Annotated in this window: 25 protein-coding genes; 12 read left to right on the top strand and 13 right to left on the bottom strand. The window is 71.2% G+C overall.

The window, feature by feature from the left end; all coding sequences use genetic code 11:
* The first annotated feature begins 44 nt into the window (after positions 1-44).
* Positions 45-1,526, top strand: coding sequence for a sugar transferase (locus C7C45_RS00340; RefSeq protein ID WP_110561708.1), 1,482 nt, complete (start codon positions 45-47; stop codon positions 1,524-1,526).
* Positions 1,527-1,536: 10 nt separating this feature from the next.
* On the opposite strand, the gene C7C45_RS00335 is transcribed toward C7C45_RS00340, so the two are convergent.
* A complete protein-coding gene (locus C7C45_RS00335) occupies positions 1,537-2,667 on the bottom strand; it encodes a PP2C family protein-serine/threonine phosphatase (RefSeq protein ID WP_110561576.1) in 1,131 nt (376 codons plus the stop codon).
* 66 nt (positions 2,668-2,733) lie between these two features.
* Between C7C45_RS00335 and C7C45_RS00330 the strand changes: the two genes are divergently transcribed.
* Positions 2,734-3,390 (top strand): MarR family winged helix-turn-helix transcriptional regulator, encoded by a 657-nt coding sequence (locus tag C7C45_RS00330; RefSeq protein WP_244200163.1) that lies wholly within the window; start codon positions 2,734-2,736, stop codon positions 3,388-3,390.
* A 32-nt stretch (positions 3,391-3,422) separates the two neighbouring features.
* Positions 3,423-3,557 (top strand): hypothetical protein, encoded by a 135-nt coding sequence (locus tag C7C45_RS35640; RefSeq protein WP_341866463.1) that lies wholly within the window; start codon positions 3,423-3,425, stop codon positions 3,555-3,557.
* A 63-nt stretch (positions 3,558-3,620) separates the two neighbouring features.
* Here the strand turns inward: C7C45_RS35640 and C7C45_RS00320 are convergent, their stop codons facing one another.
* Positions 3,621-4,859, bottom strand: a complete 1,239-nt coding sequence (locus C7C45_RS00320; RefSeq protein WP_208641019.1) for an ROK family transcriptional regulator — start codon at positions 4,857-4,859, stop codon at positions 3,621-3,623.
* 78 nt (positions 4,860-4,937) lie between these two features.
* Here C7C45_RS00320 and xylA point away from each other — a divergent pair, with 78 nt between their 5' ends.
* The 3 genes from xylA to C7C45_RS00305 all read left to right on the top strand — a co-directional run bounded on the left by xylA (position 4,938) and on the right by C7C45_RS00305 (position 9,074).
* A complete protein-coding gene (xylA, locus tag C7C45_RS00315; protein ID WP_110561572.1) occupies positions 4,938-6,125 on the top strand; it encodes a xylose isomerase in 1,188 nt (395 codons plus the stop codon).
* A 9-nt stretch (positions 6,126-6,134) separates the two neighbouring features.
* A complete protein-coding gene (xylB, locus tag C7C45_RS00310; RefSeq protein ID WP_110561571.1) occupies positions 6,135-7,562 on the top strand; it encodes a xylulokinase in 1,428 nt (475 codons plus the stop codon).
* Between the two features lie 93 nt (positions 7,563-7,655).
* Entirely contained in the window at positions 7,656-9,074 is a 1,419-nt protein-coding gene (locus C7C45_RS00305; protein ID WP_110561570.1) for an MFS transporter, read from the top strand.
* Between the two features lie 91 nt (positions 9,075-9,165).
* Here C7C45_RS00305 and C7C45_RS00300 read toward each other — a convergent pair whose 3' ends face one another.
* The 5 genes from C7C45_RS00300 to C7C45_RS00280 all read right to left on the bottom strand — a co-directional run bounded on the left by C7C45_RS00300 (position 9,166) and on the right by C7C45_RS00280 (position 15,417).
* Complete coding sequence (locus tag C7C45_RS00300; RefSeq protein WP_110561569.1) at positions 9,166-10,839, bottom strand: glycoside hydrolase family 13 protein; 1,674 nt, start codon at positions 10,837-10,839, stop codon at positions 9,166-9,168.
* Between the two features lie 35 nt (positions 10,840-10,874).
* A complete protein-coding gene (locus C7C45_RS00295) occupies positions 10,875-11,921 on the bottom strand; it encodes a LacI family DNA-binding transcriptional regulator (RefSeq protein ID WP_110561568.1) in 1,047 nt (348 codons plus the stop codon).
* 69 nt (positions 11,922-11,990) lie between these two features.
* Complete coding sequence (locus tag C7C45_RS00290; RefSeq protein WP_110561567.1) at positions 11,991-12,959, bottom strand: carbohydrate ABC transporter permease; 969 nt, start codon at positions 12,957-12,959, stop codon at positions 11,991-11,993.
* Position 12,960: 1 nt separating this feature from the next.
* The gene (locus C7C45_RS00285; protein ID WP_110561566.1) at positions 12,961-14,007 is read right to left on the bottom strand and encodes a carbohydrate ABC transporter permease; all 1,047 of its coding nucleotides are present in this window, start codon (positions 14,005-14,007) and stop codon (positions 12,961-12,963) included.
* Between the two features lie 66 nt (positions 14,008-14,073).
* Positions 14,074-15,417, bottom strand: coding sequence for an ABC transporter substrate-binding protein (locus tag C7C45_RS00280; RefSeq protein WP_110561565.1), 1,344 nt, complete (start codon positions 15,415-15,417; stop codon positions 14,074-14,076).
* A 251-nt stretch (positions 15,418-15,668) separates the two neighbouring features.
* Between C7C45_RS00280 and C7C45_RS00275 the strand changes: the two genes are divergently transcribed.
* Positions 15,669-16,442: a M23 family metallopeptidase gene (locus tag C7C45_RS00275; RefSeq protein ID WP_110561564.1), complete on the top strand. Its 774-nt coding sequence runs from the start codon at positions 15,669-15,671 to the stop codon at positions 16,440-16,442.
* Positions 16,443-16,499: 57 nt separating this feature from the next.
* Here the strand turns inward: C7C45_RS00275 and C7C45_RS00270 are convergent, their stop codons facing one another.
* The 5 genes from C7C45_RS00270 to C7C45_RS00250 form a co-directional block, all read right to left on the bottom strand.
* Positions 16,500-16,994 carry a TspO/MBR family protein gene (locus C7C45_RS00270; RefSeq protein ID WP_110561707.1) on the bottom strand — a complete coding sequence of 165 codons (495 nt, stop codon included), beginning with the start codon at positions 16,992-16,994 and terminating at the stop codon, positions 16,500-16,502.
* Positions 16,995-17,499: 505 nt separating this feature from the next.
* Positions 17,500-17,643 carry a GPGG-motif small membrane protein gene (locus C7C45_RS33825; protein ID WP_007464364.1) on the bottom strand — a complete coding sequence of 48 codons (144 nt, stop codon included), beginning with the start codon at positions 17,641-17,643 and terminating at the stop codon, positions 17,500-17,502.
* Entirely contained in the window at positions 17,634-18,410 is a 777-nt protein-coding gene (locus C7C45_RS00260; protein WP_110561563.1) for a metallophosphoesterase family protein, read from the bottom strand. The genes C7C45_RS33825 and C7C45_RS00260 overlap by 10 nt, the downstream gene beginning before the upstream one ends.
* A gap of 10 nt (positions 18,411-18,420) precedes the next feature.
* On the bottom strand, positions 18,421-18,696 hold the full coding sequence (locus tag C7C45_RS00255) for a BON domain-containing protein (RefSeq protein WP_110561562.1): 276 nt from the start codon (positions 18,694-18,696) through the stop codon (positions 18,421-18,423).
* Positions 18,693-19,277: a nucleotidyltransferase gene (locus tag C7C45_RS00250; protein ID WP_110561561.1), complete on the bottom strand. Its 585-nt coding sequence runs from the start codon at positions 19,275-19,277 to the stop codon at positions 18,693-18,695. Before C7C45_RS00250 ends, C7C45_RS00255 begins: the two co-directional genes overlap by 4 nt.
* A 183-nt stretch (positions 19,278-19,460) precedes the next feature.
* Between C7C45_RS00250 and C7C45_RS00245 the strand changes: the two genes are divergently transcribed.
* The gene (locus C7C45_RS00245) at positions 19,461-20,132 is read left to right on the top strand and encodes a nucleoside/nucleotide kinase family protein (RefSeq protein WP_110561560.1); all 672 of its coding nucleotides are present in this window, start codon (positions 19,461-19,463) and stop codon (positions 20,130-20,132) included.
* Here C7C45_RS00245 and C7C45_RS00240 read toward each other — a convergent pair.
* Positions 20,117-20,809: an SDR family NAD(P)-dependent oxidoreductase gene (locus tag C7C45_RS00240; RefSeq protein ID WP_110561706.1), complete on the bottom strand. Its 693-nt coding sequence runs from the start codon at positions 20,807-20,809 to the stop codon at positions 20,117-20,119. The two genes, C7C45_RS00245 and C7C45_RS00240, sit on opposite strands and share 16 nt — an antisense overlap.
* Positions 20,810-20,968: 159 nt before the next feature.
* Between C7C45_RS00240 and C7C45_RS00235 the strand changes: the two genes are divergently transcribed.
* The 4 genes from C7C45_RS00235 to C7C45_RS00215 all read left to right on the top strand — a co-directional run bounded on the left by C7C45_RS00235 (position 20,969) and on the right by C7C45_RS00215 (position 25,302).
* Positions 20,969-21,985 (top strand): NAD-dependent epimerase/dehydratase family protein, encoded by a 1,017-nt coding sequence (locus C7C45_RS00235; RefSeq protein WP_110561705.1) that lies wholly within the window; start codon positions 20,969-20,971, stop codon positions 21,983-21,985.
* Between the two features lie 74 nt (positions 21,986-22,059).
* The gene (locus C7C45_RS00230) at positions 22,060-22,974 is read left to right on the top strand and encodes a MurR/RpiR family transcriptional regulator (RefSeq protein ID WP_110561559.1); all 915 of its coding nucleotides are present in this window, start codon (positions 22,060-22,062) and stop codon (positions 22,972-22,974) included.
* Entirely contained in the window at positions 22,971-23,927 is a 957-nt protein-coding gene (murQ, locus tag C7C45_RS00225; protein WP_110561558.1) for an N-acetylmuramic acid 6-phosphate etherase, read from the top strand. Before C7C45_RS00230 ends, murQ begins: the two co-directional genes overlap by 4 nt.
* Before the next feature lie 379 nt (positions 23,928-24,306).
* Positions 24,307-25,302 (top strand): sigma-70 family RNA polymerase sigma factor, encoded by a 996-nt coding sequence (locus C7C45_RS00215; protein WP_110561556.1) that lies wholly within the window; start codon positions 24,307-24,309, stop codon positions 25,300-25,302.
* The last annotated feature ends 4 nt before the right edge of the window (positions 25,303-25,306 follow it).

The raw sequence follows: 25,306 nt of genomic DNA, 5'->3' as shown, positions 1-25,306 counted from the left end.
CCGACCCGTCGGCCGGGGCCATCCTGTACAGAGTGGGAGGGCCGGTGACCGCGGCGACACTGTTGACCCCCGCCACGTCCGTTGAGCCGAACGGCCATCGTGTCGGGCTGGTGGCGCGCTCCGACGAACGGTCCTACGTGCGGGTCCTGGTGGTGCTGGACACCACAGTTCTCATCATCGCGTTGCTCATCGGCTACGTCACCCGTTTCGGTGACGGCGATGCGGGCGGCTCGGAGATCCCGTACGTGCTGGTTGCCCCCGGGTTGGTGCTGGCCTGGCTGATCTCGCTCAAGGCGCTCGGCTGCTACGACGACCGGGTGGTCGGCTACGGGGCGGACGAGTATCGGCGGGTCAGCTCCGCCAGCCTGCGACTCGCGGGTGCGACCGCCATCATCGGCTACATCGCCGATCTTGGCGTGTCCCGGGTCTTCCTGGGCATCTCCTTCGCGGTGGGCACCGTCGGGCTCGAGGTGGCGCGGTTCGTCGTCCGCAAGCGCCTGCACCGGGCCCGCCGGGTGGGTGCCGGCTGGTCCCGCCGGGTGCTGGTGGTCGGCGACACCGCACACGTCCTGGAGCTGGTGCACACGCTGCGCCGCGAGCCGTACGCCGGCTACCAGGTGGTTGGCGCGTGCATCCCGGACGCGCTGCTCGCACCGGTGGCGCAGCGACTGGGCGACGTACCGGTGGTGGGGTCGTTCCGAGGTATCCCGGAGGCGGCCACCGCGATCGGCGCGGACACGGTCGCCGTGACCGCCTCCGGCGAGCTGACCGCGGCCCGGCTGCGCCGTCTCGGCTGGCAGTTGGAGGGAACCGGCGTCGACCTGGTCGTGGCACCCGCGCTGACCGACGTCGCCGGTCCACGGATCCACACCCGCCCGGTTGCCGGCCTGCCGCTGATCCACGTCGAGGCACCGGAGTTCCGCGGTGCGCGCAAGCTGGTGAAGGGCCTCGTCGACCGGTCCGCCTCGTCACTGGCGCTGGCGTTGCTGCTGCCGCTGATCGCGTTGATCGCCCTGGCCATCAAACTGGACAGCCGGGGCCCGGTGCTGTTCCGACAGGTCCGCGTCGGACGGGGCGGGCACGAGTTCGGCGTGTTCAAGTTCCGCACGATGGTGGTGAACGCCGACGCGCTGCTCGCCGAGTTGACCGCGCGCAACGAGACCGACGGCCTGATGTTCAAGATGCGCCGGGACCCCCGGGTCACTCGCGTCGGCCGGCTGCTGCGCAAGTGGTCGCTGGACGAGTTGCCGCAGTTGGCAAACGTGCTGTTGGGGCAGATGAGCATGGTCGGGCCCCGCCCGCCGCTGCCCTCGGAGGTGGCCCGCTACGACGGTGACGTGGCCCGGCGGCTGCTGGTGAAGCCCGGCATGACCGGCCTGTGGCAGGTCAGCGGCCGCTCCGACCTGAGCTGGGAGGACGGCATCCGGCTCGATCTCTACTACGTGGAGAACTGGTCCCTCGCCGCCGACCTCACCATCCTGTGGAAGACCTTCGGTGCGGTCCTGAACGGGCGCGGAGCGTACTGACCAGCGCCGGTCACGGTTGCGGGCCGGTCCAGTCCAGGCAGACGACCACCGCGTCGTTGACCAGGTCACCGGCCACGAACGCACGGAGGTCACCGATCAGGGACCGGACGGCGTCCAGTGGCTCCATCGGGCCGGTGCGCCGCAGGAACCGGTCCAGTGCCGTCTCGCCGTAGCGCACGTTCTGCCCGGTGGCGTCCAGCACCCCGTCGCTGACGACGAAGATCCGATCGCCGCGCTCCAGCGGGAACTTCTGCTCGTGGTAGTCGGTCGCCTCGAACATGCCGAGCGGGAACTGCGCCTCCAGGGGCTGCTCGGAGACCTCGCCGTCGCGCAGCAGGACCAGTCGGGGTGAGCCGGCGTCGACCACGGTCATCATCCCGGAACGCAGGTCCAGTTCCATCAGCAACGCGGAGAGGTGCCGCTCGCCCCGGTACAGGTCGTAGAGGGCCTGGTCGGCGAGGGCGGTCTGGTCGGCCAGGCCCAGCCCGGCCCGGCGCGCGTTACGCAGCGCGTGGGTGGCCAACGAGGTGAGCAGGGAGGCGGCGACCCCCTCACCGGTGCCGTTGATCGTGGACAACCAGAGCCGCTGCCCGTCGTCGGACCAGTCGAAGCTGCCGCCGCGCACCGCGTACGCCGGCTCCAACTGGCCGGCCAGACTGAACGAGGGTCGGATCCGGCTGCGGCCGGGGAGCAGGTCCCACTGCATCTCGGCGGCCAGGGTGAGGCGCTGGGCGCGCCGCGCCGCCCGGTAGACGTCCGTGCCGGCGGAGACCGCCGCCAACTCGTGGGCGAGCGCGGTGGAGATGTCGGCCAGCGCGGCGAGGACCTCCCGGTCGTCCGGCACGGGCGACAGGCACAACACACCCCGACGCTCGCCACGCATGGTGACCGGGAACCAGGCGGTGCCGTCGGTGAGTATCGGCGACTGGTGGTCGAAGGCACGCCAGGCGGGGTGACCGGGGCTCGTGATCGGATCACCCTCGGTGAGCGGCAGGAGTTCGGCAAGCCGGTAGTCGACCTGGTACAGCTCGACGTCAGTGATCCCGTACGACCGGACGAGCACATCCCCGACACCACCGACGAGCCGGTCGGCTGGTGTCTCGTTCAGCGCACGTCGTGCCTGATTGACCGGTTCGCTCATCGTCCCCCCTTGCTGAAAGCTCGACGACCAGTGGGCTCGGAGTAGTCTCGGGCCACCATGACCGAAGTGAACGGTCCGAGGGACCCCGAGAAGAGTATGGCTGCCGCGTTGGACGAGGCGGCCGCTGCCCTGTTGGGCATCTGGGAATCCGCCCGGGAGGGGACCGCCAACCGCGTCTCCGGTGCCCAGTTACGGGCGGTGATGGTGGTGGAGCAGCACGACGGGATCAACCTGCGGCGGCTCGCCACCCGGCTCGACATGCTGCTCAGCTCCGCCAGTCGCCTCTGCGACCGGTTGGTCGCCGCCGGGATGCTGGAGCGCGAGCCGGGCCGATTCGACCGGCGGGAGATCTCACTGCACCTCACCCCGGAGGCCCGCCGACTCCTCGCCGAGCTGCGGGCCGACCGTCAGTCGCAGCTCGCCGCCGTGCTGGCCGGGATGAGCCCAGGGGGCCGCGACGCGCTGCTGAGCGGAATGCGGGAATTCGACGAGAGCGCTCACCGGCAGCAGGCGCGGAGCGCTTCGGCGGCGGGCGAGTCCACGGGGCAGGAGGCCTGGCCGGACGACCGGGACCGCCCCACGATGCGGTCGAGGGACTGGTCGGTCGATCCGGACCGGCAGGCCCGCACGGTGTGGGCGGGCCCGTCGGGTGGCTCGGAACTGTCGATCGGCGCCAGTCGGGACCGGCCGGCTGGCGACCCGCCGGTGGCACGTACCGCCTGATCAACCATTCGGACCGACACACCGGCCCGGTCGTGGCCGCGGCCAACCCCGCCGGCAACCAGGGGGTACGCGCCGAGCCCGTCGATCACCCCGGCGCCGACGCACGCACGGCCAGCACCGCGATGTCGTCGTGGGCCTGCCCGTCCAGCCAGCCGTCGACCGCCTGAAGCACTCGGTCGATCAGCGCCGCCGGCGGCTGCCCGGCCGCCGACGCGAGCGCGGCGCGTCGATCAGGCCGAGCGGGCCAGCCAGCCGGCGGGCTGGGCCACGATTCGGCGGGCCACCGAGCCGGCGGCACCCACCGCGGCGGCCTCCGCGCCGAGCGTCGATGGCCGGACCGTGACCGGCGACCACGCCGCGGTGAGCACCCGGCCGGCGATCTCGGCGAGCAGCGGCGGGCACAGCCAGGGCGCCAGCGCCGCGTAACCACCACCGAGCACCACAGTGTCCAGGTCGAGCAGGTTGACGACGCTGGCGACCGCGACACCGAGTGCCGTCCCGGCGTCGTGCAGCGCCCGCAGCGCGTCCGCGTCGCCGGCCTCGGCCAGCTCGGCGAGCCGCGCCGTCGCGGTGTCCGCGGGGAGTTCCGCCTGGGCCAGCCCGGCGGCGGCCACGATCGCCTCCTGGCCGGCGTACTGCTCGAGGCAGCCCTGCCCGCCGCAGCGACACGGACGGCCTTCGGGGTGGACCGGCAGGTGCCCGATCTCGCCGCTCCAACCGCGGACGCCGCGGAACAGTGCCCCGTCCAGCACGATGCCGGCGCCGATGCCCACCTCTCCGGATATGTGCAGGAAGCTGGACGGGCCGGGTGGCCGGGAGTGCAGCTCGCCGAGTGCGGCGAAGTTGGCCTCGTTGTCCACCACCAGTGCCGGGATGCCGGGCACCTGCTCGATGAGCGGAGGATGCTCGGCGAGCAGCGCGGGCACCGGCACGTCGCGCCAGCCGAGGTTCGGTGCGAGCCGGACCACCCCGGTGTCGTCCACCAGGCCGGGCACCGCGAGCGCGGCCCCGACCAGGGTGAGGCCCTGCCCGGCAGCGTCGTCGCGGGCCGCGCCGGCCATCTCGACCAGCTTGGCCAGAGCATCGGCGGGGGCCACCGGGCGCAGGTCGGCCCGGTGCACGGTGCGATGCCGGACCTGGCCGGTGAGGTCCACCACGCAGACCGTCAGGTAGTCGACGTTGACCTCCAGGCCGAGCCCGGCCGGCCCCTGGTCGGCGAGGACCAGCCCACGTGCGGGACGGCCGGCGCCGGAGCGGGGTGCCGGGTCGGACTCGCTGACCAACCGGCCGGCGAGCAGGTCCTCGACCACCGCGGAGACGGTGGCTCTGGTCAGGCCGGTGGCGGTCGCGAGGTCGGCCCGGGACGGGGGCCGGTGGGCTGCGGCGATCCGGCCGAGCACCAGGGCGAGGTTGAGCTCGCGCAGACTGCCCTGACGGACAGCGCCGGCCGGGGCGTGGGTGAGGCTCACCCCTTGACAGTGCCATACGGCGGGCAAATAATTCAATGGCTGAACAAATAGCCGACAACACCACCCCGGAGGTCGCTCATGGCACCCCGTCCCACTCCCGCCGACAAGTTCTCCTTCGGGCTCTGGACCGTCGGCTGGCAGGCCCGCGACCCGTTCGGTGACGCGACCCGCCCCGAGCTCGACGCGGTCGAGGCGGTGCACCGACTCGCCGAGCTGGGCGCGTACGGCATCACCTTCCACGACGACGACCTGATCCCGTTCGGGGCCGACGCGGCCACCCGCGACCAGCACATCGCCCGGTTCCGCAAGGCCCTCGACGAGACCGGCCTGGTGGTGCCGATGGTCACCACCAACCTCTTCACCCACCCGATCTTCAAGGACGGCGGCTTCACCAGCAACGACCGCGACGTCCGTCGGTACGCGCTGCGCAAGGTGCTGCGTCAGGTCGACCTGGCCGCCGAGCTGGGCGCGAGCACCTTCGTGATGTGGGGCGGCCGCGAGGGCTCCGAGTACGACCTCGCCAAGGACGTCCGCGCCGCCCTGGACCGCTACCGCGAGGCGGTGGACCTGCTCACCCAGTACTCCATCGACAAGGGCTACGGCCTGCGGTTCGCCCTGGAGCCCAAGCCCAACGAGCCGCGCGGCGACATCCTGCTGCCGACCATCGGGCACGCGCTCGGTTTCATCTCCCAGCTGGCCCACCCGGAGCTGGTCGGTCTCAACCCGGAGGTCGGCCACGAGCAGATGGCCGGGCTCAACTACGCCCACGGCATCGCCCAGGCGCTCTGGCAGGGCAAGCTGTTCCACCTGGACCTCAACGGCCAGCGCGGCATCAAGTACGACCAGGACCTGGTCTTCGGTCACGGTGACCTGATGAACGCGTTCGCCCTGGTGGACCTCCTGGAGAACGGCGGCCCGAACGGCGGCCCGGCCTACGACGGCCCCCGGCACTTCGACTACAAGCCCTCCCGCACCGAGGACATGGACGGCGTCTGGGCTTCCGCGGCGGCCAACATGAGCACGTACCTGCTGCTCAAGGAGCGGGCGGCGGCGTTCCGCGCCGACCCCGAGGTGGTCGAGGCGCTCGCCGCCAGCAAGGTCGGCGACCTGAACACGCCGACGCTCAACGAGGGCGAGGGCTACGAGGAGTTCCTGGCCGACCGGTCCGCGTTCGAGGATGTGGACGTGGACGCGGTGGCCGAGCGGGGCTTCGCCTTCGTCCGGCTCAACCAGCTCGCCGTCGAGCACCTGCTCGGCGCCCGCTGAGGCCGCGCCATGCCGTTGGTCGCAGGCGTTGACTCGTCCACCCAGTCCTGCAAGGTGGTCATCCGGGACGCGGAGACCGGTGCCCTGCTCCGGCAGGGCCGGGCACCACACCCGGACGGCACCGAGGTCGACCCGGAAGCCTGGTGGCAGGCGCTGCGTAGCGCCGTCGACCAGGCCGGCGGGTTGGCCGACGTGGCGGCGATCTCCGTCGCCGGCCAGCAGCACGGCATGGTGTGTCTCGACGAGGACGGCCGGGTGGTCCGCCCGGCACTGCTGTGGAACGACACCCGATCCGCCGACGCCGCCGCCGATCTCGTCGAGGAGGCCGGCGGCGGCGCGGCCGGGCGTCGGTTCTGGGCCGAGGCCGCCGGCAGTGTCCCGGTGGCCAGCTTCACCATCACCAAACTGCGGTGGCTGGCCACCCACGAGCCGGAGCTGGCAGCCCGGGTGGCCGCCGTCTGTCTGCCGCACGACTGGTTGACGTGGCGGCTGGCCGGCGCACCGGGCTTGGACGCGCTGCGCACCGACCGTGGTGACGCCAGTGGCACCGGTTACTGGTCGCCAGCCACCGGCGACTACCGACTGGACCTGCTGGAGCGGGGCTTCGGCCGGCAGTTGGTGGTGCCCGAGGTGCTCGGTCCGGGTGATTCGGCGGGAAAGCTGGCCGACGAGCTGGGTGGGTCGGGCGGCGCGCTGCTCGGCGCGGGCACCGGGGACAACGCCGCCGCCGCGCTCGGCGTCGGTGCCGGCCCGGGCGACGTGGTCGTCTCGATCGGCACCTCCGGCACCGTGTTCAGCGTCGCCGACGTACCGGCCGCCGACGAGAGCGGAGCCGTGGCGGGCTTCGCCGACGCGTCCGGTCGCTTCCTGCCGCTGGTCTGCACGCTCAACGCGGCCCGTGTGCTGGACGCCGCCGCCGCGATGCTCGGCGTCAGCCTGGACGAGCTGGCCGAGCTGGCCCTCTCCGCGCCAGCCGGAGCGGACGGGCTGGTCATGGTGCCGTACCTGGAGGGTGAGCGGACGCCGAACCGGCCGCTCGCCACCGGCGCGGTGCACGGGCTGACCCTGCGCACGTCGACCCCCGCGCACCTGGCGCGGGCCGCCGTGGAGGGCATGCTCTGCGCGCTCGCCGACGGCCTGGACGCACTGACCGCGCAGGGTGCCACCGTCCGCCGGGTCATCCTGGTCGGCGGCGGAGCCCGGTCGGCCGCGGTGCGTCGGATCGCGCCGCAGGTCTTCGGCTGCCCGGTCGTCGTGCCGCCGGCCGGGGAGTACGTCGCCGACGGCGCCGCCCGGCAGGCCGCCTGGGTCGCCCTGGGCGGTCCCACGCCGCCCACCTGGGCGGTCGAGGGCACCGAGGAGTACGCGGCGGAGCCCGTCCCCGCCGTGCGCGACCAGTACGCCGCGGCCCGCGGGTTGGTCCTCGACCGACGCTGAGGCTCGGGATCGACGCGGGTGGGTGCCGGCGGAAGCCGACCGGCACCCACCCGCGTGACGACCTCCGCGACGGAGTCTGGTTGGCTGCCCGTCATGACGGTGACCAGTGGCGGGCACGGCCGGGGCGGTGGCCCGGGGCACCGGTTGTACAGCGTCGTGGTGTTCGTGCTGCTCGCCTCGCTGGACAATGTGGCGATCGGGCTGGTCCCGCCGCTGTACGGCCCGATCTCCGACGCGTTCGACGTGTCGGGGCGGCTGCTCGGTCTGGTCACCGCGATCAGCTTCCTGGTCAGCGCGGTCGCCGCAGTCGGCTGGGCGTACGTCGGTGACCGGACCAACCGCAAGCCGCTGCTCATGGTGGGCACGCTGGTCTGGGCGGCGGGCACCGGCGGCAGTGCACTCGCGGGCGGTTACCTGACGTTCCTGGCCGCACAGTTGGTCGCGGCGGTCGGTCTCGGCGCGGTCGGCTCGGTGGGCTTCTCGGTGGTCACCGACCTGATCTCACCGACCCGGCGAGGGCTGGTGATGAGCTTCTGGGGCCTCTCCCAGGGGGTTGGCACCCTGGCGGGCACGCTCGTCGGCGGGCTGCTCGGGGCAACCGACTGGCGGCGGCCGTTCCTGACCCTGACCGGCGTCGGCCTGGTCGCCGCCCTGGCCTACCTGTTCACGTACGACATCCGGCGGGGCCAGAGCGAGCCGGAGCTGGCCGACAGGTTGGACGCCGGCGCCGAGTACGACTATCGGATCAGCCGCGCCGACCTGCCGCGCATCCTCGCCCGCCGGACCAACCGGTGGCTGATCCTGCAGGGTCTGACCGCGCAGGCCGCGTTCGGCTCGCTGGTGTGGCTGCCGGTGCTCTTCGCCGAACGGGCCGAGGCCCAGGGCTACTCGACGTCGACCGCGGTGGTGGTGGGCAGCGTCTTCGCCACGTTGTTCCAGCTCGGCGGGGTGCTCTCCATCGTGGGTGGGCTGATCGGCGACGCGGTGCAACGGCGTACCCCTCGGGGTCGGGCGTTGGTCGCCGCGGTCGGCATCCTCGCCGCGCTGCCGTTCTACCTGGTGCTGTTCTTCGTTCCGGTGACCATCGACGTGCCGGACGGCGCCAGCGGCGGCGCGGTGGTCGGCGCGGTACTGGCCAGTGTGTTCACCGAGCCGTCGGTGGGGCTGAGCCTGCTCACCGCGGTCGTCGCGCTCGCGCTGACCTCGGCCAACTCGCCGAACTGGTTCGCGCTGATCGCCGACGTGAACCCACCGGAGCACCGGGGGACGGTCTACAGCCTGGGCAACCTGGTCAACGGGATCGGTCGGGCGGCCGGCAACGGGTTGGTCGGGGTGGCGTTCCAGGGGTTGCGAGCGGCATTTCCTCCGCCGCTGAACTTCGCGGTCGGGCTGGCCGCGTTCCAGCTCTTCTTCATACCCACCGGCGTCATGTACTGGCTCGCCTCGCGGACCTCACCAGCGGACATCGAGAACGTGCACGACCTGCTGCAATCCCGCGCCGACCACCTCTGACAGCCCGCGCCCCCTGCGCGGCGGGAGCCGGCCCATCCCGTCGGCCCACTCGGGAGCATGGGTCGACGGAATGGGCCGGTCGGGGTTGGGGTCAGCCGCGCAGCCAGACGGTCACGTCGGTCGGGACCGCGCCGTCGTCGTCCAGTGGTGCGCTGCTGACGAGCACCTCGGCGCCGGCCGGTACCGGCACCGGGGCAGCACCGAAGTTGGTCAGCACGGTCAGCCCCGCGTTGCGGAAGGTCAGCACCTCGTCGCCGGAGGACACCCACTCCAGGGTGCCCCGACCCAGCCCGTGGGCGCGGCGCAGCCGTAGCGCGGCACGGTACAGCTCGTACGTCGAGCCGGGCACGTCGCGCTGGCGGTCCAGCGCGTACTCCGCCCAGAGCGATGGCTGCGGCAGCCAGCTCGCGTCGGTCGGCCCGAAGCCGTAGGACGGGGCGTCGGCCTCCCACGGGATCGGCACCCGGCAGCCGTCCCGGCCGCGCTGGGTGTGCCCGCTCCGGGCCCAGGTCGGGTCCTGCCGGGCCTCGTCGGGCAGTGTGGTGTGCTCGGGCAGCCCCAGCTCCTCACCCTGGTAGAGGTAGGCGGAGCCGGGCAGGGCGAGCATCAGCAGGGTGGCCGCCCGGGCCCGGCGCAGGCCGAGCGCGGCGTCCGGCTGCGGGTCGCCGATGCCGATGCCGTTGGGCCGTACGGTGCCGATCGGCAGGCCGAGCCGGGAGGCGTGCCGCACCACGTCGTGGTTGGACAGCACCCAGGTGGTCGGCGCGCCGACCGAGTCGGTCGCTTCCAGTGAACGGGTGATCACCGCGTACTGGGCCGGTGCGGTCCACGAGGCGAGCAGGTACTCGAAGTTGAAGGCCTGGTGCATCTCGTCCGGGCGGACGTAGCGTGCCAGCCGCTCGGCCGGCTCCACCCATGCCTCGGCGACCAGCACCCGCTCGCCGGGGTAGCTGTTCAAAACCTGCCGCCACTGCCGGTAGATCTCGTGCACGCCGTCCTGGTCCCACATCGGCGGGCGCGGTTTGTCGACCTCGTTGCCGGAGAGGATCTCCTGTGGCTCCTGCCAGTCGGCCAGGTCGGCCTGCTTGATCAGGCCGTGCGCCACGTCGACCCGGAAGCCGTCCACCCCGCGGTCCAGCCAGAACCGCAGCACGTCCAGGAACTCGGCGTGCACCTCAGGGTTGTCCCAGTTGAGGTCCGGCTGCGCCGTGTCGAACAGGTGCAGGTACCACTGGCCGGGTTGCCCGTCCGGGCCCACCGTCCGGGTCCAGGCGGGGCCGCCGAAGACGCTCTGCCAGTCGTTCGGCGGCTGGTCGCCGGCCAGGCCGAGGCCGTCGCGGAAGATGTACCGCGACCGTTCCGGGCTGCCCGGTGCGGCCGAAAGGGCCGCCTGGAACCAGCGGTGCGCCGAGGAGGTGTGGTTCGGAACCAGGTCGACGATCACCCGCAGGTTGCGGGAGTGCGCGTCGGCGATCAGCTTGTCCGCGTCGGCGAGGGTGCCGAACAGCGGCTCGATGTCGCGGTAGTCGGCCACGTCGTAGCCGGCGTCGGCCTGCGGTGACGGGTAGAACGGCGACAGCCACACCGCGTCCACGCCCAACTCGACCAGGTGGTCGAGGCGGGCGGTGATGCCGGGCAGGTCACCGATCCCGTCACCGTCCGAGTCGGCGAACGAGCGGGGGTAGATCTGGTAGATGGTCGCCTCGGTCCACCAGCCGGTGACCGGGTGACCGGCGGGGGTCTGCTGCGTCGGATCGGTGTTCAGGGTCGTCTCCCGTGTCGAGCTGTGGGTGGTGGAGTTCAGTGTGCCCGGGGTGGTGCGGTCGAGTCCCGGACCACCAGCCGAGTGGGCAGGATCACCGGCGTGTCGCAGCCGGCTCTCCGCTGCCGCACGGTGGCTCCCAGCGGGCGGGCGCCGAGCAGGTCGAGCAGCATCCGAGCGGCCATCCGGCCCTGCTCGGCGGCGGGCTGGGCGATGGTGCTGAGCCCGAGCACGCCAGCCAGGTCGTGGTCGTCGATGCCGATCACACTGACATCCTGCGGCACCCGCAGCCCGGCGTCGCGCACCGCGGTCATCGCGCCCATCGCCATCTCGTCGCAGGCGGCGACGATCGCGGTCGGTGGTTCGCCGCGGGCCAGCAACTCGACGGCGGCCCGGTTGCCGCCGTCGATCGTGAAGGTGGACTCGACGTCCAGGCTCGGGTCGGGCCGCAGGCCGGCGGAGCGCAGCTCCTCCTGGTATCCGCGGCGACGGTCGAGGTGGGTGGTGAAGGCCAACTCGTCGTCCGGGTCACCGCAGATGTGCGCGATCCGGTGGTGGCCGAGGTCGATCAGGTGCCGGGTGGCGGTTCGGGCGGCCGCCACGTCGTCGATCCGTACGCACGGCCAGTTGGGCACCCTGCTCCCCGAGCTGATGGTCACTCCGGGCAGGTCCAGGGTGGCCAGTGCGGTCAGGTCGGCCGGCCGCAGTGGTGTGGCGACGAGCATGATGGCGTCCACCCGCTTGTGCAGGTTGGCCGTGCGCAGGACCCGCTGGCGGACCTGCTCCCGGCCGCCCAGGTTGTAGAGCAGCAGGTCGTAGCCGGACTGGTGGAGGTACTCCTCGACCGCCTCGACGACGGTGCTGAAGAACCAGCGGGTGATCCGGGGGACCACCACCGCGACGGTGCCGGTCCGGCCACCGGCGAGCCGGGACGCGCTCGGTGAGACCTCGTAGTCGAGCTGCTCGGCGGCGGCGAGCACCCGGCGTCGGGTGGCGGCCGAGACCGTCGGCAACCCGCGTAGGGCCCGCGAGACGGTGGCCGTGGACACCCCGGCCAACCGGGCGACATCATCGATCTTCGTCACGGTTCCCCCCGCTCGGTGCCCGGCTCGTCCACCGCCGCCCGAGGGGCCGGGCGACGGTGGACGAGCGGGTCAGCCCTTGACGCTGCCGGCGAGCAGGCCGCGCACGAAGAAGCGCTGCAGGGACAGGAAGACAATGAGCGGTACGACGATGGAGACGAACGCGCCGGCGGTCAACCGCTGCCACTCGTTGCCCCGGGTGCCGGCCATCTCGGCGAGCCGGACGGTGAGCGGGGCGGTCTCGTTGCCGCCGCCGGCGAAGATCAGCGCCACCAGCAGGTCGTTCCAGACCCAGAGGAACTGGAAGATGCCGAAGGCGGCCAGCGCCGGGGCGATCAGCGGCAGCACGATGGTACGGAAGATCTTCGGGTGGGTGGCCCCGTCGACCCGGGCCGCCTCCATCAGGTCCCCGGGTAGCTGCGAGATGAAGTTGTGCAGCAGGAAGACGGCGAACGGGAGTGCGAAGCAGGTGTGCGCGAACCACACCTGGGCGAACTTCTGCTCGTCGACCAGGTCCCAGGCCGGCATCAGGGTGACGCCGCCGACGGTGACGCCGGTGGAGAAGAACTTCAGCAGCGGCACCAGGGCCATCTGCAACGGGACGATCTGCAACGCGAAGATCGCGATGTAGAGCCAGTCCCGGCCACGGAACTTGATCCAGGCCAGCGCGTACGCGGCGAGGGACGCGAAGGCGAGCGGGAAGAGCACCGACGGGACGGTGATCGCCAGCGAGTTGATGAAGTAGCTGGCGAGCTGCCCGGAGGACGACGAGCGTCCGAAGAGGACCTGCTGGTAGTTCTCCAGCGTGAACTGTGGGTTGGTGAACGCCGTCCACCAACCGGTCGTCTTGATCTCGTCCTCGGGTCGGAGGGAGGAGATGAGCAGACCGAAGGTCGGGATGGTCCAGAACACGGCGATGATGATGGAGATCAGCGTCGCGGTACGGCTGTTCAACCGTTTACGGACCCGGCCGGCGGTGGTGGACGGGGTGCCGTCGGTCTTCTGGGTGCCGACGGCGACGGTCGGCGTTGCGGTCGTCATCTCAGCCCTCCCGCTGTTGACGGAGGTTGCGGATCTGGTAAATCACGACCGGGATGACCAGGAGGAAGAGGAAGACCGCGAGTGCGGAGCCCTGCCCGTTCTGGCCGTACCGGAAGGCTTGGTTGTACATCTCGCTGGCGATCACGCTGGTGTCGTAGTTGCCGTTGGTCGCGGTCCGGACGATGTCGAAGACCTTGAGCGTGGCGATCGTGAGTGTCACCACCACGACGATCAGCGCCGGCCGGATGCTCGGCATGGTGATCTGCCAGAACATCTGCCACGGGCTGACGCCGTCGAGTCGGGCGGCTTCGACGATGTCGCCGGGGATCGCCTTGATCGCGGCGGAGAGCACCACCATGGCGAAACCGGCCTGGATCCAGACCATGATGACGATCAGCAGCAGCGTGTTCAGGGGCGATTCGAGCAGCCACTGCTTCGGCTCACCGCCGAGGCTGACCACGATCTGGTTGAGCAGACCGATCTGGTCACCGTCACCACGGTAGGCGTAGACGAACTTCCAGATGATGCTGGCGCCGACGAAGGAGATGGCCATCGGCAGGAAGATCAGTGACTTGGCCACGGCCTCGAACCGGGCCTTGTCCACCAGCACGGCGTAGATGAGGCCGAACCCGGTCGCGATCAGCGGGACCAGAACGACCCAGATCAGGGTGTTGATCAGGACCCGGACGATCGAGTCGTCGGAGAACATCCAGCCGTAGTTGCGCAGCCCCACCCAGTTGGTGCTGCCCGCGTCCATGAAGGAGAGCAGCGTGGTGCGGATGGCCGGAACGACCAATCCGACCGTGAGCAGTAGCAGCGTCGGCAGCAGGAAGAAGAGCGCGAAGAGTCCCTCCCCCTGCCTGCGTCGGCGGGGGAGCGGGGCGCCGCTGGCGGACGCGGCGACCAGCTGCGCCTCCCGGCGCCGAGCGAACCAGGCCGGCACCACGTCGAGCAGCAGGAGCAGACCGCCCACCACCACGACGAAAGCGATCAGCCCGTACATCAGCATGAGGAACTTCGGCTGTTCCTCAGCGAAGTCGAACTCCATCGACCCTCCCAGGTCCAGATCCGCCGGTGGGCCGGTCCGCGGGTGCGGACCGGCCCACCGCTCAGATCACTTCCAGCTGCTCTCGATGCCCTGGAGCACCGACGCGGTGTCCTTGCCGTTGATCCACTCGACCATGCCCTTCCAGAACGTCCCCGCGCCGACCGCGGCCGGCATCAGGTCGGATCCGTCGAAGCGGAAGACGCCGCTCTTGTCCTGAAGAATCTGGACGGAGAGCTTGTCGATCGGGCTGGCGACGTTGGCGATGTCCAGCTTGTTGTTCGCCGTGACCCAGTTGCCGAGCTTCGCGCGGCTGTTGACGTACTCGCTGGAGGCGAGGTACGTCTGCACCGCCTGCACCTCGGGGCGGTCGGCGTACCCGACGACGAACTCGCCCGCGCCGAGCACCGGCTTGCCCTTGGCCGTGTCGATGGCCGGGAAGTAGAACGCGAACGCGTCGCCGTCCTCGGACACCTTGGTGCCCTCGGGGAACTGGTTGGCGTAGAAGGACGCCTGCCGGTGCATGGCGCACTTGCCGGTGGTGACGGGCAGGCCGGCCTCACCGAACGCGGTGGTGCCGATGCTCTTCACGCCGCCGAAGCCGCCGTTCATGTACTTCTCGTTCTTCAGGATCGTGCCGGCCCGGTTGACCGCGTCGACGATCCGCGGGTCGTTGAACGGGATGGCGTGGGTGGTCCACTGGTCGTAGACCTCGGGGCCCTGCGTACGCAGGATCACGTCCTCGACCCAGTCGGTGGCCGGCCAGCCGGTGGCGTCACCGGACTCGATGCCGGCGCACCACGGCTTGATGCCGCTCGCGGCGATGGTGTCGCTGAGCTTGATCATGTCGTCCCAGCTGGTCGGGACCGTCCAGCCCTTCTCCTTGAAGAGCTTCGGCGAGTACCAGACGAAGGACTTCACGTTGGCGCCGAGCGGCACACCGTAGAGGGTGCCGTTGACGGTGCCGTACTTCAGCCAGTCGGCCGGCAGGTTCTGCTCGGCCATCGTCTTGGTGTCGGCACCGAGGGACTTCAGCTTGCCGGCGTCGGCGAACCGCTTGACCAGACCCGGCTGGGGTACGAAGGCCAGGTCGGGCGCGTTGCCGCCGTCGACCCGGACCGGGAGCTGCGCCTCGAACTCGGCGTTGCCCTCGTAGTCGATCTCGATGCCGGTGCAGTCCTCGAACGTCTTCCACGAGCGCTCGAGCAGGTCGGCCTCGGCGTCGCGGATGGACGCGTAGATGGAAACCTTCTTGCCGTCGTGGCCCTCGTACTTGTCGTACGCGGCGCACTCGGCCGAGCCCGCGTTGTTGCTCTTCTTGTCGTCGCCGGTACCGCAAGCGGTGGCGCTGAGCGCCAGCCCGAGTACACCGGCGATCACGAAGGCCTGGCGTGGTCTGGTAAAGACCGCCATGCCGTCCTCCTTCCTAGCCGGCGCGGTCTCTGCTGGTGACCCGTCGCCGGTCCGATTGGGCGTGCACACATGTAAGCGCTTGCATCCGGCCTGGTCCACCCCCAGTCAGACACGAGCGAGTAACAATCCGGAAACCTCAGCGCCGCTTCCCGGGCGCGCTCCCGGGCCGGATCTCGGACCCTTTCGAAGGCTGACGATATCTGTCAGGCTAGGGGCGCCTCATCGAAGGTTTTCGACATAGGAGGAGCTGCATGCGTAAGCGGTGGATCAGCCTGTTGGTGACGGGTCTGCTCGTCGGGGGAGTGCTGACGCCGGCGAGCCCGGCCCTGGCCGCGCCGACGTTCAAGGTGCCGTTCCCGTGCGGCCAGTCCTGGTCCGGGCAGACCAGGTCGGACCACAGCCCGGCGTACGCCGTCGACTTCAACCGCACCGACGACCTCGGCGACCCGGTGGTGGCCAGCGCCCCCGGCACCGTCGACCGGGTGACCGATCTCGGCGGCACCAGCTACGGCAAGTACGTCCGGATCAACCACGGGGGCGGTTACAGCACCTACTACGCCCACCTCAACGGCTTCAACGTCTCGGTCGGGCAGACGGTCGGCTACGGCAAGGTGCTCGGCTGGGTCGGCAGCACCGGCGGCTCGACCGGCCCACACCTGCACTACGAGCAGCGCCTCGACGGCAACGACGTCCAGGTCCGGTTCAACGGCAGCCTCGCCCTGTACTGGGGCTCCAAGACCTACACCAGCGACAACGGGTGCTCCTCGGGCAGCGGCAACGGCACGGTCGACACCAGCGGCACCCCGTTGACCGTGCGCTCCGGCCCCGGCACCGGGTACGCCTCGGTGGGCACCGTCGCCGACGGCACCCGAGTGACCATCGCCTGCCAGACCAGTGGCACCACGGTCACCGGCACGTACGGGACCAGTTCGATCTGGGACCGGATCGGCTCCGGTAGGTACATCGCCGACGCGTACGTGTACACCGGGCACGACGGCTACATCCCGAACGTCCCCCGCTGCTGAGGGCGGAATGACGATGGTCTCCGGTGGGCGGGCGACCGCTCGCCGGAGACTCTCCGGTCAGGAGTTGAGCCGCCAGATCGACAGGTTCAGCGCGGCGGCGAAGGTGACCCAGGCCCAGTAGGGCAGGAGCAGCGCAGCCGCGACTCGGGACACCCGGGCGAAGAGCGCCACGGTGAGCCCGATCGCCAACCACATCAGCACGATCTCGGCGAACGCCAGACCGTACTGCCCCGCGCCGAAGAACAGCGGGGTCCAGATCGCGTTGAGCACGAGCTGGGCGGTCCACGCCCAGAGGGCGGAGGAGAAGCCGACCCGGCGCCACACCAGCCAGCCGGCCACCGCGATCAGCGCGTAGAGCAGCGTCCAGACCGGGCCGAAGAGCCACGAGGGCGGTGCCCAACCGGGCTGCCGCAGGCTCGCGTACTCGTGGGTGGTGCCCTGCACCCCCAGCCCTCCGATCGCGGCCGCGACGAAGACCGCCGCCGCAAAGCCCGCGAGGGCCCACCACCGCCGTCGGCCGGAGGTCTTGGGCGCCCCCTGAGCTATCTCCATGGTCGAGATAATTTCCATCCAGCGTCGGCTCAAACCGTCGACGGCGGGGGTGTCGGGCACCCGCACCGGCCCCACCGCCACCAGCGTGGCCCTGTAGAGCTGCCCCATCAACGGACCGCGGGCCGTCGCACCCGTCGCGCCCGTCGCGCCTGGTGCGCCTGGTGCGGCCGTCGCGGCCGTTGCGGCCGTCGCGGCCGTTGCGGCCGTCGCGGCCGTTGCGCCCGTCGCGGCCGTCGCGCCCGTCGCGGCCGTTGCGCCCGTCGCGCCTGGTGCGGCCGTCGCGGCCGTCGCGGCCGTCCCGGCCGTGCCCCTGACCCGCCGCCCCAGATCTGGGGCAGCTCTACAGGGGCTCAGCGGGGCATCTGCGGTCGGACCGAGGCCGGGGTCAGGGGGCGGGAGCGCCCGCGAAAAAGCGCCGGGGCCGCTGCGACCGGTGCTTCTGTCGGGAGGACGAAGCTCTGGCCGCGGCGACCCCGGCGGGTCCCGGTGTTAAAAAGTGTGAACGCTAATTGAAGATGCTGACACCACCCGGGCCGACCAACAGCCCGACGACGATGAGGACGATGCCCCACAGGATCTGCCGGCGGAACAGCGCGAGGATGCCGGCGACCACGAGTACGACTGCGAGAATCCAAAGAATCAGCTCCATGACCTCTGGATACCCGACTGGCCGAGCGGGGAAACCTGGTCGGTATCAAGTTGATCGCCAACGTGGAAGACGCTGTACGCCTGCTTGATCACCGGGTGCGCGACGTTGCGGACGCGTACCCCGCCGGGGGTCGTGCCGCGCTCGGTGCCGGCATGTGCGTGCCCGTGCAGGGCAAGCGCCGTGGGGGCGGAGTCGATCGCCTGCCCCAACTGGTACGAACCGAGGAACGGGTAGATCTCCAACGGTTCGCCGGCCAGCGTGTCCGGCACCGGCGCGTAGTGGGTGAGCGCGACCAGCATGTCGCAGTCCAGTGAGCGCAGCGCAGCGCCGAGGCGGTCCGCGCTGTCGGTGGTGGTCCGCACGAACGCCTTCATCTCCGGCTCGCCGAAGTCGCTCGCGCACCGCCCGGCGAACCCGCCGCCGAAGCCCTTGACGCCGGCGATGCCGAGTCGGCCGCCCGCGCAGTCCAACACCACGCCGTTACCCTCCAGCACGGTGATGCCCGCTTCTTCGAGCACCTTGACCACCTGCGGCACCTGGTCACACTGGTGGTCGTGGTTGCCCAGCACGGTCACGACCGGCACGGCCAACCCGCCGAACTCCTCTGCCACGCAGCGCGCCTCGGCCTCGGTGCCGTGCCGGGTCAGGTCCCCGGCCAGCAGCAGCACGTCGGCGCACTCCGGCAACTCCTCCAACGCGGGTCGGAACCGGCCGACCACGTCCTCGTCCAGATGCACGTCACCCACAGCGGCGATCCGGATCACCATGGAACCTCCCTCAGGGCAGTTGCTCGATCTCCGTGGGCGCCTGGGCGCGGATCACCCCGATGTCGCTGGCGATCGGCACGTCAGGGAAGCGCTCGGACACCCGGCGCAGGATCTCCGCACGCCGGTGCGGGCTCTCCACCTCGCCGTAGAGCACGAGGGCGCGTTCTCGTCGGACCACGGTGATCCCTTGTTCGGCGACGGCGGGGTCCTCGGCGAGCAGCCGCTGGATCTCCGCCTCGACGTACTCGTCCGGTGGCCCGGCGCCGATGTCGCGATGATGGGTCACGATGTCCCCTCTCCTGGCTGGGTGCCGACAGCCGGCACCACCTCCAGCCGGTCCAGCAGCACCAGGAACGCCTCCGCGTACGGCGAGTGCTGCGTCTCCTTGCGTACCCGTTCCCAGTCGATCTGCTCCCGCAGCGAGCGGGCCAGCGGCAGGCCGCGGGCGAAGTCGCAGTAGTGCTGGGAGAAGCTGAGCAGTTTGTGCACCATCAGCTGGGTGGCGGACAGGACCGGCATGTGGATGGCGTCCACCGGCCGGATGACCGTGTCGGCGAACGTCTCCTCGGTGACCGGTGTCTCGATCGGCCGATGGATGAGGTCCACCATCCGGTCGTCGTCGAAGACCTTGACCAGCCAGTCCTCCGGTGGGCGCTGAGCGACGAAGCCGGCGGCCACCAGGGCCTCCAGCGCCTGTTCCACGTCGGCCTCCCGGATCAGGAAGTCGACGTCGTGCTCGCTGGAGTGGCCCCCGTGGGCGTACACGGCGAAGCTGCCGCCCAGGGCGAACGGGATCTCGGACTGCTTGAGCACGGCGGCGACCTTCTTGAGGGTGTGCACCAGACTCTCGTCCCCGCGCTCAGCCATCTGGTTCTCCCGTCGTCATGTCGGTTGGACCGGCGGTTGGATTTCAGACTCCGGTACCCGGCATTACGGTCGGCCACACCTGGTTGTGTCGCGGTCGGGTGTCAACAGGGATGAAGCACCGCAAACCTCGCGGACCAGGTGCATGGGTCGGATAACCTGTGGAGGGTGGCCAGATCATCGGGGATGCGACGCGGCAGGGCCCGATTGCGCACCGTCGCCCTGATCGGCATCGACGGTTCGGGCAAGACCACTCAGGCACACCGGCTGGCCGACGCGTTGACCGCCGCCGGCCGCCCCGCGAAATACCGCCGCAACGCCAGCGGGCGGCGCTGGCTCGGTCGCCTCGCCCACCGGCTCGGGCGGCCCGACGCGCAACGGCTCGTCGGGCGCGACGGCGTCCTGGCGGTGGAGTCCGTGCTGCGCTGGCTCGCCATCGCGGCAGCCCTGCTCAGTTGCCTGCTCACCGGCCGGACGGCAGTGATGGACCGCTACTCGGCCTGCCAGTACGCGAGCATCCGGGCGAACGGCGGGCAGCGCTGGGAGCGGCTCGCGCGGGCCGGCTACCGGCTGTTCCCGACACCGGAGGTGACCTTCCTGCTCGCCGTCGACCCGGCGGAGGCGTACCGGCGCATCGAGGAGCGCGGCACCGACCACGAGACGATGGGTTGGTTGACAGCGGCGGACACCGCCTACCGGGCCCTGCCCGAATACCCGAGCTTCGTGCTGGTGGACGCGGGCCGCCCGGCCCAGGAGGTGACCGAGCAGATCCAGGCGTACCTGGGGACCTGGCTGCCGCCGTCGCCCGGGACGCCGCGCGGTGACGGTGACCCGTTGACGGCTCAGGCCCGCCCGTAGACCGGGACGGTGGCGCCGCTGGTCGGGGCCGACTCGGCCGACGCGAGGAATCGGATCACCGTCGCGATCTCCGCCGGGGGCACCCAGCGGGAGTGGTCGGCGTCCGGCTGGGCGGCCCGGTTCGCCGGGCTGTCGATGACGCTGGGCAGCACGGTGTTGCAGCGCACGTTGCGGGACCGGTACTCCACCGCGACCGCGTTGGCGAAGGCCAGCACCGCCGCCTTGGCCGTCACGTAGCCGGCCGCGCCGGGGAAGGGGGCGAGGGCCGCGCGGGCCGAGACGCAGACCACCGCGCCGCCACCGGCCGCCACCAGGTGGGGCAGCGCGGCCTGGGTGACCAGGTAGGTCGGCCGCAGGTTGAGGGTGAGCATCCGTTCGAACTCCTCGACCGGCGTCTCGTGCACGAGGCCGCCGCTGGCGTACCCGCCGACCAGGTTGACCACCGCCCGCAGCGGCGCGGCCGGCGTGTCGGCGGCGACCTCGACCGCCCGCGCGGCCCCCTCCGGTTCGGTCAGGCCCGCGACCAGCCGGACCAGCTCGTCCGCCGCCGGGCCCGAGCCGGGCCGGGCGGTCCGCTCGGGTACGACCACCCGCCAACCCGCCTCGACGAACGCGGCCACCACCGCCCTGCCCAGCCCACCAGAACCCCCGGTAACCAAAACACTGCCCACAACCATGCACCCCACGCTAACCCCCACCCCCACCCCCACCCCCCTCCGTCGATCATGAGGTTATTGCTGCGACACGCCGAGGGGGGTGGCAACCACTCCATGATCGCGGTCTGCCCTGGGCAGAGTGGGTCGTTCAAACGGACCTCGGTGGCGCAGGATCGGTCGATGCGAATTCTCATCCTGGGTGGCACTCGATTCCTTGGCCGGGCGACGGCCCAGCTCGCCGTCGAGCAGGGTCACGAGGTGACCTGCGCGGCCCGGGGCGTGTCCGGGGTCGCGCCGGCCGGGGTCCGGTTCGTGCCGGTGGACCGGGACGATCCCCAGGCTTTGGCGCAGCTCGCCGGCGAGAGCTTCGACGCCGTCATCGATGTGACCCGCCAGATCAGTCACGCCAGGCACGCGCTCGCCGCGCTCGCCGACCACGTCGGACACTGGTCCTTCGTGTCGACGATCTCGGTGTACGCGGACAACACCACCCCGGGTCAGACCGCGACCGACGCGCCGGTGCTGCCACCGGCCCCAGCGGACGTGGACGGTCCGGTGGGACCGGACCACCGCTGGTACGGCGAGTGCAAGGTGAGCATCGAGCGGCTGGTCCGGGAGTGGATGGGCGTGGATCGTTCGTTCATCTGCCGGGCGGGGCTGATCGTCGGCGCCGAGGACCCGAGCGACCGCTTCCCGTACTGGGTGCGTCGGCTGTCGGCCGGTGGGGAGGTGCTCGCACCCGGCACGCCCAGCGACCGGGTGCAGTTCGTGGACGTGGCAGATCTGGCCGGCTGGTTGCTGCACGCCGCCGACACCCGCCTCGGCGGCACGTACGACGGTGTCGGGCCGGCGATGTCCCGGGCCGATCTGCTGAACGGGGTCGCCGCCGGGCTGGGTGTCGCCGATCCGGTCCTCACCTGGGTCGACCAGGAGTTCCTGCTGGCCCACGACGTACGCGAGTGGTCGGGGGAGCGGGCCCTGCCGCTCTGGGTGCGGCTGCCGGAGTCCGCCGGCCTGCTGGACCGGGACGCCGGGCCGGCGCGGGACGCCGGGTTGGCGGTCCGTCCGCTCCCCGACACCGTTCGGGCGACCGCGTCCTGGATGAGAGCGCACCCGGCCGACGTACGGCAGGGTGGACTCGACCCGGCGGATGAGGCGGCGATACTGCGGGAGTGGAAGGCTGTGCGGGATCGGTGATTCCGGCCAACGACTGCGTTCCTACCCGGCCTGTCATAGTTGACGCTCACGCTTGGTGAAAGTAAGTTTCACCCGTGGCGAAGAGTCCGAAGATTTCTGCGAGTCAGGAGCCCGGTGGGCTGATCGTCCACATCAGCGGGCTGTTGCCGTCGCTGTCTCCCGCCGAGCAGCGGGTTGCCCGGCTGGTCGTCTCCGACCCGGCCGCCGCCGCCCGGCGGACCATCACCGACCTCGCCACCGCCGCGGAGACATCCGAGGCGACAGTCATCCGGTTCTGCCGTTCGGTGGGCATGGACGGCTACCCCCAGCTGCGCATCCGGCTCGCCGCCGAGGCCGCCCGCCGGATCGAGCCGCCGGACGCCCGGGTGGTCGGCGGAGACATCCCGCCCGGCGCCGACCTCGCCCAGATCATCGCCACCATCGCCTTCAACGACGCCCGCGCGGTCGAGGAGACCGCCGAACAGCTCGACCCGGCCGCCTGCGAGCAGGTCGTCGAGGCGATCAGCGGCGCCGGTCGGATCGACATCTACGGCGCCGGCGCCAGTGGTTTCGTCGCGTCCGACTTCCAGCAGAAGCTGCACCGCATCGGCCGGATCGCCTTCTACTTCCCGGACGTGCACACCGCGCTGACCTCGGCCGCGCTCCTCGGCCGGGGAGACGTGGCGTTCGGCATCTCGCACACCGGCACCACCTCCGACGTGATCGAGGTGCTGGAGCAGGCCCGTACCCGGGGTGCCGTCACCGTGGCGCTGACGAACTTCCCACGCTCGCCGATCACCGAGGTGGCGGACTTCGTGTTGACCACGGCCGCGCGGGAGACCACCTACCGCTCCGGCGCGACGGCCAGCCGGCTGGCCCAGCTCACCGTGGTCGACTGTCTCTTCGTCGGGGTGGCCGCCCGCAACCGGGCCCGGGCCCGCAAGGCCCTCGAGGCGACAGCCGAGGCGGTCCAGTCGCACCGGGTGGGTGCCAACCGGAGGCGGGCATGACGGCCGGCGCAGTGGAGCCGGACGAGGACACGCCAGCACCGCCCGCCCGCCCGACGGTCCGGGTGGGCGCACCCACCGAGCGGCGCAACCCGCTCAGCGTCGACCTTGACCTGATGTCGACCCGGGACGTCCTCACCGTCATCAACGAGGCGGACCGGCGGGTGCCGGCGGCGGTCGCCGCGGTGCTCGACGAGATCGCCACCACCGTCGACCTGGCGGTCGCGGCGCTGCTCGGCGGCCACCGGGTGCACTACTTCGGGGCGGGCACCTCCGGCCGGCTGGGTGTGCTCGACGCGGCCGAGCTCGCCCCCACCTTCAACTCGCCCCGGCACTGGTTCTGCGCCCACCTCGCCGGAGGTCCGGACGCCATGCTGCGGGCCGTGGAGGACGCCGAGGACGACGACCGGGGCGGCGCGGTCGAGGCGGCCAGTTGTGTGCGCGCCGGTGACCTGGTGGTTGGTCTGGCGGCCAGCGGACGCACCCCGTACGTCCTCGGGGCGCTCGGCGCGGCCCGCGCCAAGGGCGCTTCGACGGTGCTGCTCTGCGCCAATCCGGAGGCGGAGGCCGCCCGGTCGGTGGACGTGTTCATCGGGGTGGACACCGGACCCGAGGTGGTCACCGGGTCGACCCGGATGAAGGCGGGCACGGCGCAGAAGTTGGTGCTCAACGCGTTCTCGACCGCCGTCATGGTGCGACTGGGGCGGGTCTACTCGAACCTCATGATCGATATGGTGGCCACCAACGCGAAACTCCGTGGCCGAATGATCTCGATTCTGGTCGAGGCGACCGGCTGCTCGGAGGAGATCTCCCGGCAGGCTCTCACCGAGGCTGACGGTGACCTGAAGACGGCGCTCGTCTCCCTGGTCTCCGGTGCCGAGGTGGAGGCCGCCCGGGCCGCGCTGGCCCGCTCCGCCGACCAGGTACGCGGGGCGCTCGCGCTGCTCGCCACCTAGCCCGCGGACGCCCCGGGAAGCGAACGGGGCTTCGGATTGTTCATCTGGCCGGGGGGTAATAACACCCTCGTGGATGAACCGACCCGTCCCCTGGTGCGTATCTGCCAGTGACCAGGATCGCAGCGTGGTGGTGACCCGGGTCGCTGTGCCCCCGCGGCGGGCGGTGTTGCCATGGTGCGGTAAACCCGTACGTGGTGCCCAGCGGCGAGCCACCCGACGGGATGCTGACAGCAAACATGGACCGTGCTCTCAGCTACTACTCAGGCATTCGTGACACTTTCGACTCACGACATGGAATCCCCGGCACGTCTCATCTGTTGTGTAGGTGTCAGCACCGGTGGGCACAGCAGAAGTTACCAGGGGTTGACGGACGTGGGGAATGGCAAGGAACCGGGCAACCGGCGCGAGCGAGGGGACCGTGGGCAACGTGGACAAGAACATCGGCATGCGCACCGATCAGGTGGCCGAGGAGCGCGACCTGGTCGGCGTCTACCTGCACGAGATCTCCCGGACGCCACTGCTGGACGCCGCCCGGGAGGTCGAACTCTCCAAGGCGATCGAGGCCGGCCTCTACGCCGAGCACCTGCTCGGTGAGGACGCCGTCGCCGGCGGTATGGACCGGGACCGGGCCGACCTGGAGTGGCTCGTCGTCGAGGGGGAGCGCGCGAAGGACCTCTTCATCCGCGCCAACCTCCGACTGGTCGTGTCGATCGCCCGCCGCTACGTGCGGTCGGGCATGCCCATGCTGGATCTGATCCAGGAGGGCAACACCGGCCTGGTCCGGGCGGTCGAGAAGTTCGACTACGAGCGTGGTTACAAGTTCTCCACCTACGCCACCTGGTGGATCCGCCAGGCGATCAGCCGGGCGATCGCCCAGCAGGAGCGCACCGTGCGTCTGCCGGTGCACCTCGTGGAGGACGTCAACCGGATGCGCAACGTGGCCCGGCAGCTGACTCGTGAGCTGGGCTCCGACCCGGAGCCGGAGCAGATCGCGGCCTCCCTCGGCGTCACCGTCGAGCGGGTCAACGAGCTGCGCCGCTGGTCGCAGGACACCGTGTCGCTGGACACGCCCGTCGGCGACGACGGCGACACCAGCCTCGGCGACCTGGTCGCCGACAGTGACGCGCCGTCGCCGGAGGACATCGTCCTCAGCGGCCTGGAGCGGCAGCGCATCGAAGGGCTGCTCAACCACCTCGACGACCGGTCCGCCGGCATCATGCGGGCCCGCTACGGGCTGGAGGACGGCCGGGAGCACTCGCTCACCGAGGTCGCGTCCCGGTTCTCGCTGTCCCGCGAGCGGATCCGGCAACTGGAGATCCAGGCCCTCGGCCGGCTGCGTGAGCTGGCCCGGGCGGAGGGGCTGCAGGCAGCCTGACCTG

Origin of the sequence: Micromonospora arborensis (assembly GCF_003205615.1) — a bacterium.
GTDB lineage: Bacteria > Actinomycetota > Actinomycetes > Mycobacteriales > Micromonosporaceae > Micromonospora > Micromonospora arborensis.
This window is presented reverse-complemented; position numbering and strand designations above follow the sequence as displayed.